The 13,692-nt window shown below is 55.4% G+C and carries 16 protein-coding genes; 14 read left to right on the forward strand and 2 right to left on the reverse strand.

Annotation, left to right across the window (positions count from 1 at the left end; all coding sequences use genetic code 11):
- Window positions 1-181 precede the first annotated feature (181 nt).
- The 13 genes from ACWGXE_RS02690 to ACWGXE_RS02750 all read left to right on the forward strand — a co-directional run bounded on the left by ACWGXE_RS02690 (window position 182) and on the right by ACWGXE_RS02750 (window position 9,219).
- A complete protein-coding gene (locus ACWGXE_RS02690; RefSeq protein WP_447601109.1) occupies window positions 182-652 on the forward strand; it encodes a carbohydrate-binding protein in 471 nt (156 codons plus the stop codon).
- A 296-nt stretch (window positions 653-948) separates the two neighbouring features.
- Complete coding sequence (iscU, locus tag ACWGXE_RS02695; RefSeq protein WP_447601111.1) at window positions 949-1,320, forward strand: Fe-S cluster assembly scaffold IscU; 372 nt, start codon at window positions 949-951, stop codon at window positions 1,318-1,320.
- 54 nt (window positions 1,321-1,374) lie between these two features.
- Window positions 1,375-1,632 (forward strand): hypothetical protein, encoded by a 258-nt coding sequence (locus ACWGXE_RS02700; protein WP_447601112.1) that lies wholly within the window; start codon window positions 1,375-1,377, stop codon window positions 1,630-1,632.
- Window positions 1,633-1,665: 33 nt separating this feature from the next.
- The gene (locus tag ACWGXE_RS02705) at window positions 1,666-2,703 is read left to right on the forward strand and encodes a response regulator (protein WP_447601114.1); all 1,038 of its coding nucleotides are present in this window, start codon (window positions 1,666-1,668) and stop codon (window positions 2,701-2,703) included.
- Between the two features lie 256 nt (window positions 2,704-2,959).
- Window positions 2,960-3,169: a hypothetical protein gene (locus ACWGXE_RS02710; RefSeq protein WP_447601115.1), complete on the forward strand. Its 210-nt coding sequence runs from the start codon at window positions 2,960-2,962 to the stop codon at window positions 3,167-3,169.
- Window positions 3,170-3,352: 183 nt separating this feature from the next.
- Window positions 3,353-3,628 carry a hypothetical protein gene (locus tag ACWGXE_RS02715; RefSeq protein WP_447601116.1) on the forward strand — a complete coding sequence of 92 codons (276 nt, stop codon included), beginning with the start codon at window positions 3,353-3,355 and terminating at the stop codon, window positions 3,626-3,628.
- Window positions 3,625-3,957, forward strand: coding sequence for a hypothetical protein (locus ACWGXE_RS02720; protein WP_447601117.1), 333 nt, complete (start codon window positions 3,625-3,627; stop codon window positions 3,955-3,957). The genes ACWGXE_RS02715 and ACWGXE_RS02720 overlap by 4 nt, the downstream gene beginning before the upstream one ends.
- Window positions 3,958-4,397: 440 nt before the next feature.
- Window positions 4,398-4,676, forward strand: a complete 279-nt coding sequence (locus tag ACWGXE_RS02725; RefSeq protein WP_447601118.1) for a GlsB/YeaQ/YmgE family stress response membrane protein — start codon at window positions 4,398-4,400, stop codon at window positions 4,674-4,676.
- Between the two features lie 204 nt (window positions 4,677-4,880).
- Window positions 4,881-5,399: a hypothetical protein gene (locus ACWGXE_RS02730; protein WP_447601120.1), complete on the forward strand. Its 519-nt coding sequence runs from the start codon at window positions 4,881-4,883 to the stop codon at window positions 5,397-5,399.
- A gap of 564 nt (window positions 5,400-5,963) precedes the next feature.
- The gene (locus ACWGXE_RS02735) at window positions 5,964-6,305 is read left to right on the forward strand and encodes a hypothetical protein (protein WP_447601122.1); all 342 of its coding nucleotides are present in this window, start codon (window positions 5,964-5,966) and stop codon (window positions 6,303-6,305) included.
- A 1,164-nt stretch (window positions 6,306-7,469) separates the two neighbouring features.
- On the forward strand, window positions 7,470-7,574 hold the full coding sequence (locus tag ACWGXE_RS02740) for a hypothetical protein (RefSeq protein WP_447603855.1): 105 nt from the start codon (window positions 7,470-7,472) through the stop codon (window positions 7,572-7,574).
- Between the two features lie 212 nt (window positions 7,575-7,786).
- Entirely contained in the window at window positions 7,787-8,248 is a 462-nt protein-coding gene (locus tag ACWGXE_RS02745) for a cupin domain-containing protein (protein WP_447601124.1), read from the forward strand.
- Window positions 8,249-8,832: 584 nt separating this feature from the next.
- Window positions 8,833-9,219 carry a hypothetical protein gene (locus tag ACWGXE_RS02750; protein WP_447601126.1) on the forward strand — a complete coding sequence of 129 codons (387 nt, stop codon included), beginning with the start codon at window positions 8,833-8,835 and terminating at the stop codon, window positions 9,217-9,219.
- A 7-nt stretch (window positions 9,220-9,226) separates the two neighbouring features.
- On the opposite strand, the gene ACWGXE_RS02755 is transcribed toward ACWGXE_RS02750, so the two are convergent.
- Complete coding sequence (locus tag ACWGXE_RS02755) at window positions 9,227-10,876, reverse strand: FAD-dependent oxidoreductase (protein WP_447601127.1); 1,650 nt, start codon at window positions 10,874-10,876, stop codon at window positions 9,227-9,229.
- Between the two features lie 83 nt (window positions 10,877-10,959).
- Between ACWGXE_RS02755 and ACWGXE_RS02760 the strand changes: the two genes are divergently transcribed.
- Window positions 10,960-11,154, forward strand: coding sequence for a YpsA SLOG family protein (locus ACWGXE_RS02760; RefSeq protein WP_447601129.1), 195 nt, complete (start codon window positions 10,960-10,962; stop codon window positions 11,152-11,154).
- Here ACWGXE_RS02760 and ACWGXE_RS02765 read toward each other — a convergent pair.
- Window positions 11,114-13,657, reverse strand: a complete 2,544-nt coding sequence (locus ACWGXE_RS02765; RefSeq protein WP_447601131.1) for an ATP-binding protein — start codon at window positions 13,655-13,657, stop codon at window positions 11,114-11,116. The genes ACWGXE_RS02760 and ACWGXE_RS02765 overlap by 41 nt on opposite strands.
- Window positions 13,658-13,692 lie beyond the last annotated feature (35 nt).

Genomic DNA, 13,692 nt, shown 5'->3' on the forward strand with positions numbered 1-13,692 from the left:
TGTGCGTCTTACTTCGTCCGGTGCGCTCAAATCATTTCTTCCTACTGATTATAATCATAGCGTTAAAGATAGAATGAATGGGCCCTATCTTGCACAACCCGCGCCTTCAATGGAGAGATAAGGAGGTCACGGCGTCTTAAAAGATGAGTAAAGCGACCAGGCGGCTGCAGGAGGAAATGGTATGCAGAAACGACTCATGAGCCATGCAGAGGAAGGCCTTTCTTCAGATTCGGAATGGTTGGACCTGGAAAGACTTGCGGACGTTGAGGTCACATCGGAAGACACCGCGCATCCCATTGAGTCAGCATTGCTATCTCGTGACAGTCTCGGATGGCGGGCCGCTGAGGCAGGGAAGCAGACCATTCGCCTGCGGTTCAACCAGCCGTCACAGCTTCGGCGGATTTGGTTAAAGTTTGTCGAAACGCAAATCCCACGGACGCAAGAGTACGTCCTCCGGTGTTCGTCGGATAACGGCCAATGTTTTTCTGAAATCGTCCGGCAGCAATGGAACTTTTGCGCCCCAAGCACGACCACAGAGATAGAAAGTCATCATGTCGACCTACGCGCGGTCATCATGCTTGAGTTGACAATCCTTCCAGACATCAGTGGCGGGACAGCGTTCGCGTCGCTTGCACAGATGCGACTGGCCTAGCCGACGGGGTCTCTGCTAAGTCGGGCGTCGCGTATGTGTGCGGCACAGGGGACATTAAAGCCGGAACCAAGCTTAGCTTCAACGAGACAGGCTGTCCCCCAAGTAACCGGATGCAGTAAGTTGCATCTAACAAAGGTAGCCCTATGTCCTTCAATACATTCACATGTCACATATTGCCCGTATGGCGTAGCCCTTGCTACTAACCGTCGTGAGTGCTCAGAGGAGTGTGTGGCCATCCTTTTTCAGCACCAAATTCAGTAACAGGAACAATTCTTACTCTGACGGAGGACAGGACAATGGCATACAGCGACAAAGTCGTGGACCACTTCAATAATCCCCGCAACATGGGCAGCTTCAAGAAAGATGAGCCAGGTCTGGGAACTGGAATCGTAGGCGCGCCGGAATGTGGGGATGTGATGAAGCTCCAGATTAAAGTTCACGATAACACCATTGTGGACGCGAAATTCAAAACCTTCGGCTGTGGGTCTGCCATCGCCAGTTCTAGTCTGGCAACAGAATGGCTGAAAGGGAAAACGGTGGAGGAGGCCGCGACGATCAAGAATACCGACATCGTAAATGAACTGAATCTGCCTCCGGTCAAAATTCACTGTTCGGTGCTCGCCGAAGATGCCATCAAGGCCGCTTTAGCGGACTATAAGAAACACTAAGGACGGCTGTCGAGAGATCAACGAAGGAAGACTTCACGAAAGGGGAACTCCACAATGGCATACGTCCCGCACAATGGTGCTCCTACCAAGAAAGCACAATATACCCTGGGTTACGGAATGCGGCTCGATAAGGGCACGGGGACCGAATTCGCACACCCGCATGTTTCCGTGACACTGCCGAACGGATCGGTGGGAAGCATGGCTATCCATGTCATTAATGGAACGCCAGACGAGATTAAAGCGCGGTTGCTTGAAAGCGTGGACGCCTTTTTCGAGATCCATGCTGAGCAATCGGCGCCGCTTGAGACGTAACTCCATGGAGCAGAATGGTAAGGACCACGCCCGATGGATTCGCCACCGATCAATGCGACCGTATTACTTGTGGATGATCAACCGTTCATGCGGAACGCCATTCGAGGTCTGCTGCATGACTACAACGATATACAGATCGTCGGTGAAGCTAGCGACGGCGTCGAAGCCATCCAATATGCCCGTATGTTGAAGCCTCATGTGGTGCTGATGGACATCTGTATGCCAATGATGGACGGAGTGCAGGCGACCCGCGCCATTACGCAAGAAGACCCAGAGGCCATTGTGATTGGTCTCGGCATTGCTGAGCCAGGCACCATATCCCAAGCCCTCATCGGGGCCGGCGCCCACGCCTATCTCTCCAAAGGCTGCCTCGTCGAGGACCTCTATCCGGTGATTGCCCGGTATCTTGATCGTTCGGCTCTTCCGGGACAGACAAGCAAACGACCACCGGTGGCCCGCCCCGGTTCTCGGTTGCCATGCCTGAGGTGGGACGGCGTGAGAAGCGGGATAACACTATGGCGTGACCGACACGGTAAACGACGGCCAGTCTGCCGGGCTTATAAACTTGTTGCATCGAAAGGAACGGCTATGAATGTCTTTACGCTCTTACAACGCGATCACAAAAACGTGTCGTCACTCTTTCAACAGATACAGGGCGGGTTTGGACAACCTGACACGCCGGAACGCCATCGCTTATTCCGGGATATGAAAAGAGAGCTGGAACTCCATGCAGAAGTTGAAGATTTGCATGTCTATCGCGTCTTTCAGCAGGCAGAGGCCACACGCGATGATGCCGTCCGGGCCTTAGAAGCGCACCGCAAGATCAAAACGCTGCTGGATGAACTCGAAGCCGCTCAGACTTATGACCAGACGTGGGTATCGAAATTCCAGGATTTGCAGAAACTCGTGGAGCACCATGTGGTCGCAGAGGAAAACGAGATGTTTCGTAAAGCAATGAGCATCATGACGCCGCAAGAGGCGGACGAACTCGGCGTAAAAGTTGACGCCGCGAAGCACGCGATCAGCAGTAACGCCCCCACGACGGAAGGGGGGACCCCAGAGCGCAGCTAAATTCCGTTCGGCACAGGCAGAAGCTGGCATGGCGAAGGGCCGGGGAGCAATGCTCATTACCGGGGCAGCACCGTCATTACCTGGATCTCAAGGCAGCCCATGTCTCACTTGCATTTTGATCTGTATCCCGGCACCCTGCCGTCCATCTATCCCTGAGGTCGTATGCGGAGAAGTATCTTCGTATTGATCGTCTTGCTCTGGGCGCCTCAGCTTGTTTCCCTGAGGCGACCGCGACCACCGCGCGATCGGGGACGCGGTGCAGGCCAATCTCGAACCGGCCACCATCAAGGCGCTAGCAGACATTGTGGGGACCGGCGATGAACTGCCCGGCGGCATGTTGGCGCGGCTCTCGTTGTGGCCCGACCAGATTCGAGCATTCAACAAGAATCCGAATGCGGTGCTTCCCGGCTTTTCACCGGGCGACCTGAAGGAGGCGCGCGCTTTATGTTCGTGCTCGTCAGGATAATCCCGAATGGCATTATGTCGATTTGCCGCTCGGGTCCGCGCACTATCCCGAGATCCTGTACTCCCGTTCACCCGCCCAAATGACATCGTGCAGATGATTCAGCAGTGTATTGACATCCTGGAAGCAGAGACCTAGTCATCACAATTCACCCGGCTGCAAGCCCTGCGCTGGCTCCTACACCTTGTGGAAGATCTTCACCAGTCCCTCCATGTCGCCTCCGGTTACTACAGTACCGCGCCTGATGCCCTCACCCAACCACAGCGAATTGACGATCCAGATAAGGTCGCTCAGCAGCATGCCAAGAACGATCGCGGCGGCAATGTGGTGCTCTTCCTCAAACATCCACAATGCCCCATGGTGCGCACGCGAGAACACCTCCATTCCGCCTGGGATGATTGTCTCGTCGATGTTGTGAACGGGGCGAAAGGGTGTGTGAGCTCTACGAAGCCTCCGGAGTGACCCATCTGGCAGAGTTGGTCAAAGCTGAGATGCGCTCCTCGACCTCAGAAAGCTATAAAGCCAGCGGAGATCTTCATCATTGGCCCGAGCAGTGGGCGACGGATTCGCTCTACGTGGCTCGCACCCGCGTCTTCAACATTGAACTGGCAGACGGCTGTATAATTCGGTCGGAGAAGGCGCCGCATGATCCGCTCCATGTCAAAAGCCGGATCGTGACACCAGCATCCAAGACACGGTATCTGCAGAGCCACAAGGAGGATGCGAAGATTCAACTGACCACGGCCGCTGTGCGGCTGACCGACCTTCTCAACCACATCGCCTGGAAGTAAGGCCGCTTGCTGGCTTGTGCCGTTGTGGACGGCCGTTGCGAATACGCTCATCTGGGAGCCATCAGCCGCTGTATTCGGAATGAAGAAGCCACGCTCTTCGCCGGCCGTCAGCCGCTCAATGAGTTCATTACCGCCTCCAGACCCAATTCATAGGCGCCGGTGGTCTCGCAGCAGATTTCCACGCCTGCACTGGAAATGGCTCTCGTGCGGGCGAGTGAAGGAGAAGACTGGCGGTCCACGGGACACTCTTTCCCCCAAAGACAATCTGTTCAACTCAGGAAGCTTGACAAGCGGTTTAGGGATTTCATAAGCCATTTAAATCATTCGGAAGGATGTATGGTGCCCCATGGAGCTAGGCTTGCATGTACCTATGAAGGGGATGGGATGAGCTCGTAACAACCGCTAATCGAAAGGGGCAGCCATGATTTTCGTATGGGTGGGTGGTCCTCGGATTGATTGCCGGCTTACTGACGAAATGGCTACTTCTCCAACAATCATTGGAGGGTACGGCCGGCACGATGTTGTTAGGAATGACAGGGGCCCTGATCGGAGGAGTCTTCGCCCAGGGGTTCGGATGGCAGGATAGTAATCCGGAGGACTTGGTGTTGGTCATGTTAGGTGCCATGCTCGCGTTGGTCATCTACTGGCAGCTGGTCGAGGCTGAAGATGTGCGCGCCGAGATGGTCAATCATCTTGAACTATTTCAGCTACGAAGATAGTGATGGTTTACGCAGCTACTGTATCGGTTCCCTGTCCCGCCGCAATCACCCGCTATTTCCAGGAATGGTTTGAGTAAGAGGCGTGGACCGTGGTGGGCCGCAAACTGAATAAACGAGGCTTCCTCGCCGACCTCTACGCGACCGCCAGTCAGAGCATCGGGTTCGCCGCGGCGGAAGACTCCGAGGCCATCCAGATGTTCCCGCATGATGCTGGTGGAAGATGAGAACCTCTGCGCCACCCGGGCCGTGATTGAGCGACAGGCCGACCAGGCGCTTGAACTCCGTTTCGACTATCAACGGCTCCGGGCCTTACCGGGAGTGGGCCCGATTCTCGCGCTCACCATTTGGCCGAAGCCGGGGATTGCGCCGGTGTCCGCAACCGACAATTCCTCAAGTTCTGTGGGTCCGAATTTCAGCACGCCGCAGTCTGGACAGTGCCGTGGGATGAGCCGGCTCTCAAAGCATGGCAATGCGCGGCTGTTCGCGCGGGCCGTCGAGTCAGCACTGACCATCATGGTATTGACGTATCGCTCAGATCCCCGAAGGCAAATCGCCAGGTTATTAGACCCAGCGGTCATCACATTGCATTCCAGACCACGAGACAGCAACAGCGACAACCAAACACTTCGATCCGACCTCGTCTTGGTAATATGCATCTCGATAATCCAAGTGGCGCTCGCGTTCTGGGTGACTTGCGTGATGATGGCTATGAGGGAGCGGTGACCCCGATGGACGATCATACGTTATCTAAAAAGAGAACATGCGCCACTCGTCCACTTCTCAAAGACATATTGTCCATGAGCACCGCTTTCATCCGTGAGACGGGCCGTAAGAATAACTGGCATACCCATCGATGGGCGCCGTACTCTTATGCGGTTGCAGGGCTGGGTCGTTCGCTCCAACGCTTCGGTCGGGTGAAGAGCCCCAGCGCGGCCACACTACAGATGATGAGTAAGAGCAGCAGACTGATGATGAGAAAAAACCAAGCCTTCAACTCTGTGGCCATGGCTCCAGCGTACTCCGACAAGAAGAATGAGGAACTGGGAGAATCTCCATTTGACCTGACGTGTTCCCCTAGCTTCCCCTAGTTGGGGTTCGCGGCCCATTTTTTCAATGTTGATGCCCCAAGGCATTACAGAGTTGTCCGCCGGTGAAAAGGCTAAAGTCAGACTATGGTCCAATGAAACTTTCTGGCTTACGGATGATCCTTTCGCAAAAATGGGAACGTACCACTCGGGTCCATGGACATTTCGTGCTTGCCCCCGGGAGTGATTGATAGGAGTCGTTATGCCGGTCACGAGTACCGAAATCGCCACATACTCCGTAAACTGCATCTCGTTGGAAGATCCTAATAAATTTGCAGCCACCCTCACCGTGTTCGATGTGAACAGCAAACCGCTTGCCTTTTGGCGGTTCTACACCGATGCCAACCAAGCAGCGCCGAATGAATTTCGCGATGATCTTGGGTACCCCTTAATAAGCGCCCCTGCCGCCTCACTGCCGTCTATTTTAGAGGTATTACGAAATGAAAAACCTGTGTACTTCACATTCTATGATTATCGCCCTGTGAGATTGTTCGGTGCGATCGGAACAGCCCGAGAGCCTGCCGGGGAAGGGGAAGCCTACTAAAAGCGGAGCAGCTACTTATCCGAAACAACATGCGCGGTCGGTAGAGTCTAACCAGACTGTCTAGATGACTTTACGGCTCTAATGCCAGTTCCAGAAGAAGTAAGCTCCCGTCACATCTATTCTCTATCAGCCTTCCATACCGGTCTAGCAACGCATGAAAGATGAGAGGGAAGCCAAACGCTTCAGCTTCCCTGCTCTTCCAGCCGCTGGGCGTTTATTTAATCATTCGCTCTCCGCCTTTGTCTTGCTCCATTGGTGATGCCCCGCTCATGGAACCCTGTTGACCCGGTGACCCAGCCTGGGAAGGTGCCGGCTGAGCGGACGTGCCGGGTCGTGAGGAAGACGTGGCTCGTGTATCTCTTTGCGTCTCGCAACCAATGCACGCGGTAAGTACCAGTATACCGAGACATGACAATGTAAGCCGTCTTGTCGTCATAATGATCCTCCGTTGTTAGTCTAGGCCGCTTCCACCCGACTCCATCAAGCCACAGAGTAAAACACTATGCAACTGTACGGGCGCCGGATCATGGATGAATTAAGCTATAAATAAAAGCGGCCGTTTTTCTGGAAGAAACTCCAAGTGAACGGAGTGAAGGCATTCTCGAGTTTATAGGTGAGATCGTGTAATGGACATAGCGAAAGAATGATATGACAGGCCCTCTCTGATAGTTGGGACCGGGGTCCTGTGTGGCTACGCTCAGCACGAGAAAACACGAAAGGGGTTCTATCCCGTTTCCACGGACAGTTGAGTTAAGAGTTGCTCCTCCTGCTGCCGCCGGATCAACCCCTTCCAGTGGTCTTTTGGTCTCTCCCGCGTGTGATCCGCCGACCTCTTAATCGTCCCTCAAGGGAGTGCTCAAGGGAATGTCCACGACGGGCATCCGGCAGAAGAAGGACCGTCTGTGAACATTCTCATAGATTCCAGCGGGTGGATCGAATTCTTTACTGATTGACCACTCGCCGGCCGCTACGCCGCCTATCTCACTCCGCGGCAAAGGGTTGTGACTCCGACAATTGTTGTACGAGGTGTATAAGAAGATCAAACGGGAGCGAGGGGAGGAGACTGCGTTATTGTGTGCCGCTCGGCTCAATACGACTCAGTGATTCGGTTGACGGATTCGATTGCATCTCGCGGCTGACATGAGCTTGCGTCATAGGTTGGCCATGGCCGATGCGATTATTTGCGCTACAGCACAAGATCAGAGAGCGGAGATCATTACCGGCGATGCGGACCTCAAAGACTTGCCGGGTGTGCGCTATATCAGGTGAAGGGTCACGATGAACGATGACTTCACCAGATCTATGACTCGATGAGCATTAGTCGCAGCAAGACCGGCTGCGCATGTTTTCGCAATTTCGATGTGGCTGCTGTTGGATGCAAGACCCGACTCCTCGCTGCTCTTTGAACTTCCGGCTAGCCGTTGACAAGCAATCAGCGAACCGCGACAATCGCCTCCCGCTTACGAAAGGAGAGTTCAGCCATGAGTTTGAATTCCACCGTGAAGGCCCAACCGTTTGTTGTGACGCCCGCAGACTATGATCCCGCATTGAATGTGCTCGGCACCAAGGTGACCGTGCTCGCGTCAAACGCGGCGACACACTCCTATGAGATCACCCTGCAGCAGGGCGATGAAGGAATGGGGCCGCCGCTGCATAGCCACAACTGGGATGAATCGTTCTACATCCTCAAGGGCATGGTCGAGTTCAACTGCGCCGGCAAGACCGTGATGTGTACGCCCGGCACGCTTGTGCACGTGCCGGCCGGTACGGTGCACGGTTTTCGCTACGGCGACGGCGGCGGCCAGATGCTGGAATTCACTGGCCAGGGTGGCTTTGCTACACGGATGTTCACCGCGATCGACAAAGAGATTCCGCCAGGCCCTCCCGACATTCCCAGGGTGCTGGAGGTGCTCAAGCAAAACGGGCTGACGGTCATAGCTTGAGCCACAAAATCGCCGCGTTACCGTGCCTCTGATCAATACGGGGTATGTGCGCATCAGCGATGAAGCTCCCGTCGGACCTGACGTGTCGATTCACTTCGGGCGAGCTGTCGTATCGAGCTATCGGACGGCAGTACGCGCTATTGCCGACCAATTTACGCCTCGTGTGCAGAGCCTATTGGTGAAATATGGATTTGACCGTCCGTCGTCCTCTCACCGCGAATATGCCAGACGACAGGAGCGTTCGCCAGAAGTGGTGCCCCAAGGCAAGCATTAGTTTGTGGAGAGGGTCTCTCGCCGCTCTTCTCCTAAGGCCGACTGTGTAGCAAATAGCCCACAGTGCAATATTAACCACACAACAGTTTTGGTCAAAGAGTGGCTGGAGAAGGATGTTCTTACAATTTTTTCAACTCGTTACGAAACCCCCCTCGGCGGTCCGGGGATTGCTCATGTATGGCTCTATGCTGAGTCGAATGACTTTACGCCATGCGAGTATAGCTTCTTTCTTGTTGTACGTTATCTCTTTACTCACCGCCTGTCAGGGAGCTTGGAACGCATCCTCTCCCCGAACGGACAATGATCGGTTTATGAACCTTTGGTCCACCTATACGATTTGCATGGCTTCATCGGATTTCGAGGTGGTTCAACGGACTTCCGATCAACTCCGAATTGTTCGTAAACAATCAGAATGGTATGCCGGCACACATTTTTCGGCCGATGAGAACGTCACTCCGTTTTCCCTCCAGGCGCCATCCCGAGTCGCGGTTGATCTCCACGCTATGGCAGCCTCGTGCGCAATTCATGCGGGAGACATCGCGTCGGAAGGCGGCAGAGAGAATATCGCGAGGCAACTCTACTCCGAAGTGCTGTCCGATTATGAAGAGACTGCTTATCCCTTTTATGTCCTACAAGCTCGTTCACGGCTTGCCGAACTTCAGAGCCGCCTGCAACTGACACTGCACCATCACGGATGAAATATTTCTACATCCCTTTCAGGTACTCATGCACGAGCTGAACGGCCATCGCTCCCTCTCCAACGGCTGAGGCCACGCGCTTGCTTGAGCCGGATCTCACGTCCCCCGCGGCGAACACTCCCTGACGGCTGGTCTCCAATAAAAACGGCTGCCGCGCTGCTGTCCAATGGGAGGATCCGGAGAGAGTTGCGCCGGTGACAATGAACCCCTCAGCATCCCTCTCGACCTGCGGAGGAAGCCAATCGGTTCTCGGCACTGCACCGATGAAGCTGAACACCGCCGGTGTTTTCACTTTCCGCTCCTGACCATTCTTGTGGTTCATGATGTCGACCGAGTCGAGATACCCGTTCCCGCTTATCCGTCGGATTGTCGTATTGGACAGCAACTCGATGTTTCGCGTTTGCTGGATTCGCCGGACCAGATAGCTGGACATGTTTTTGTACAGATCGTCGCCACGGATCGCGAGCAACACGCGGCGGGTGTGCTGAGCCAGAAAGACGGCGGCTTGGCCGGCCGAATTGCCGCCGCCCACGACTACGACTTCGGCTCCCTGGCACATCTTTGCCTCAGCGGGCGTCGCCGCATAATAGACGCCCTTTCCTTCGAACTCCTCGCACCCTTGAATGCCCAGCCGCCGATATTCGGCTCCAGTCGCGATGAGGAGGCACTTCGCCGTGACGGTGCTGCCATTGTCGAGATGTAGAATCGAATAAGTCTTGTCCCAGTCCAAACCAATCACCGAGGTGGGGACCGACAGGCGAGCACCGAATTTGTTGGCCTGGAGGATGGCGCGGTCAGCCAGCTCGCTGCCGGTTACGCCGGTCGGAAAGCCCAGATAGTTCTCGATCCGCATGCTGCCGCCCGCCTGTCCTCCGGGCGCCGTGCGTTCGAGCACCACCGTCCGGAGCCCTTCCGATGCCCCATAGACCGCCGCCGCTAGGCCCGCCGGACCGGCTCCCACCACCACCAGGTCGTATACCGTCTGGTCCAGCGGCCGGCTGATCCCGATCGCGTCGGCTAGTTCGGTGTTCGAAGGGTTTCGCAACAGCAGCAGATGCGCGCAGGCGACCACGGGTGTGTCGGCTTCCGTTACACCAAACTCTTTGAGCAGCCGATCCACCTGCGGGTCGGTCTCCACATCTACCCACGTGAACAGCACGCGGTTTTTGGCCAGGAAATCACGGATACGGAACGTATCGACGGAGTAGCGGGATCCAATCACCCGTAGACCAATAAACTCGGACGATTCGCGCAGCAGCTGCCGGCGGGCAATAAACGCCTGGAGGATGATGTCACTAAGATTGGGGCACTGATTGAGAATCCCTCGGAGAGCATTTCCGGGGATTTCATAGACCATGCAATCGCCCCGAGCGACGGCGCTGACGACTGCCGGATTGCCGGTCAGATGGGAGACGTCGCCCGTGAACCCGCCCTTCCCATGGACCGTCACGGTCTTGGGTTTGTCGCCGGAATAATCGGCAATTTCGACCTCGCCTGATTGAATGATGAAGAATTTGAAATCGCGGTCGCCTACCGCAAAGAGTGTCTGTCCGTCCCGATACAGTTTTGGGCTCGCGGTGGTGCATAGAGACAGCTCGGCGATCTGCGCGTCGCTCAGCGTCGGAAAAGCGATGGATTGAAGGGTGTGTTCGGCCATGGAAGACTCCCCTAAGACAATGGAGGCGCGGCTGATTCAGGTTATTGTATGCTTGTCGCAGTTTTTCAGGAAGATCTCGGCTGATGATCGAAACAATTATTTCAGGCGGGCAGACGGGCGCTGATCGTGCCGCGCCTGACTGGGCCATTGAAGACGGTATGCCCCATGGCGGCTGGTGTCCCAAAGAACGGCGGGCTGAGGACGGTGGAGGAAGCACGCCGAAGAAGTACCTGATCGTTACGTCGAGGTACCGACCACCCGGTCTACCAACTCAATGAGGCGGCCGGGATCGAAGGGTTTCAAGAGATACGCATGAGCTCCCGATTGCAATGCGAGCAAGGCGCGTTCCTCGGAGGATGCCGCAGTGATCATGATGATCGGGATTGTCGGCTTTTCCCCGCGTATCTTCGAAAGAACATCCAAGCCACTTATCCGGGGCATTCCGATATCGAGAATGATACCGTGAAATTCATGGCTCTGTAAGAAACTCAACGCTTGTTGCCCGTCGCCGGCGGTCGTGACGATATAGCCGGCGGCCATCAAGCGGTCCCGCAGCATTTGCCGGATGTCCGGATCATCATCGGCCAGCAATAATTGTTTGGCGGTTGCGCCTTCCGTCCTCCACTCTTTCGTTTTCAGAATTGGAACGAGAGGAACGGTAAAACAAAATGTCGTGCCTTTCCCCACCGTACTGGCGACCGTAATCGTCCCTCCATGTCGCTCTACAAGGTCTTTGACGATCGACAAGCCGAGGCGGTGACTAATCACTTCAACCTTGTTCTCACGGTTAATGGAGAACCCGGCATCAAAAATCCTCGGCAGCGCCTCAGCTGGGATGCCTTCTCCGGTATCGCTCACCGTTACCTTGGCAAAGCGGTCCGTTGCCTCGAGTTTCAAGGAGATAGACCCGTGCGGAGGGGTGTACTTGATGGCGTTATCTACTACATTCGTCAATACCCGCGCGAGCTTGTCGGCATCGCCGCACACCGTAAGAGTTCCCTGCGCGAATTGCAGATCAAAACATTGATGTTTTGCGAGCGCCAACGGGCGTAGCTGCTCGATGACGTCCATTGAAAGAGAGGATAAATCCACTTCGGAGAGAGATAGGCGAATCTTATCCGGGTCGACGAGTATGTCGAGCAGATTATCCACGAGCCGGCCAAGTCGTCGCCCATTTGCCAGCATCCTGTTCAAATACTGCGCTTGTTTGTCCGTCAATGGGCCTGCCAAGCCGTCCAGCATATTGTCGGCAAAGCCGCAAATGCTGGTCAGTGGAGTCCGAAGATCATGAGAAACACGCGCCAAGAATTGCTCAAGGGCGGCTGTTCGTGCCCGGACTTTGGCCTCGAGGCCGATGTTGAGTTCCTCGATTTCTCGATACGCGTCAGTGTTGTCCAAAGCAATCGCAACCTGACTGCTGATGGTGACCATCACGTTCAAGTCGTCGTCAGTCAGAGGGCGTCCGCCTGTCCGATCCACCGTCAATGAGCCGAGAACGCGATTCTTCACCTTGAGGGGGACGGCAATGATAGACTTCGCACCTATCATCGTCACGAGCTGGCGATTGAGGGGATGGAGGCGATCCAATAGGTGTTGCACGTCCGCAATCAGCATAGGTTCGCCCCGCAAGAGGACCGTGGCATCCAGATCGTCGGACTCCGCCACCGGCACTTCCAGCGAGCGAACAAAATCAGCAATCTCGTCCGGCACACCGAGAATGCGGGCGTCGTAAGTCAGCCGCCGCTCGGGAGCAAAAAATCTCAGCATCACTCGATCGTAGAGCAGCTTGCCGTTGATGGTTTGCATCACGCTTGTGATTAACGTTTCTCGATCAAGAATCGAGGCGAATACCAGCCCGGCGTCGTGTAGTGTCGTGAGATAATTTACTCGCCGTTGCAGCTCTGCGGTGGTCTGCTGCTGCTGCACATAGGCTTTCTGCAGCTCATCATGCCAGGCGTCGAGTGAACGCGCCTGCTCTTCAATGATTCTCTCCCGACCATCGCCCGGTTGCACGTGGAACATTGTCCCCAGCCATGTCCCTACATGCCAGAATCGCCGCACCGGTTCACTGGCCGGCCATGCGACTTCCCACTCGCAGTATTTGTCGCCTTCCGAGACGCAGCTTCGATCGGTCACGGTTGCCGCAGGCAGATTGTGAAAAATCTCGGGGACCCCCGCGAAGTAACCCTTCACGGCGGTGCACCAGTGCCTGGCGCAGGCCAGTCGATAAGGGCCGAATTGCCGGCAAGTCCGCTCGCTGAAGGTCAATCGAAGCAGCCCCCATCGCTCGGAGATCATGATCGGATCGACGTCAAACGAGTTTCTGGAATAGCGTTGCGCAATATACACGGACATCTTGTAGATCTGAGGAAGCGAAAAGCGCCGCAGGAGTGCTTGGATGATCGGAGAAATGGCTTTTCCACGGGCCATATTGAATTGAAAATCGGGATCGCCGGAAATATCGGAACAGAATTGGGTGAAGAACGCGGAGAACTCGGCGGCATAGCTGTTCCAAGGGTTTTTGAGAAAATCTTCCGTCACATGAAAGGCGGGGTCCTGAATCCGAGCGTTAAGGCTTTGGACAAGTTCCTGCACCGCTCGTTTTCCCGCCGGGACGTCCTTCGTCCCGGTCACGTATTCCTCCAGATGTTCCACGCAGGCGCGAATGACGACACCGCTGAGGTCCCGAATAATTGCACCATCCGGTTCCTTTCCGAAGGGCTGGAACTCCATCATGCCCTTTTCGGTGATCGGGTGGTCTTTGGTCAGAAGAACCGTCATGACAGTTGGTCGTGATGGAGTTGTTTGCCCATGGG

The organism is Nitrospira sp. Nam80, from assembly GCF_965152575.1.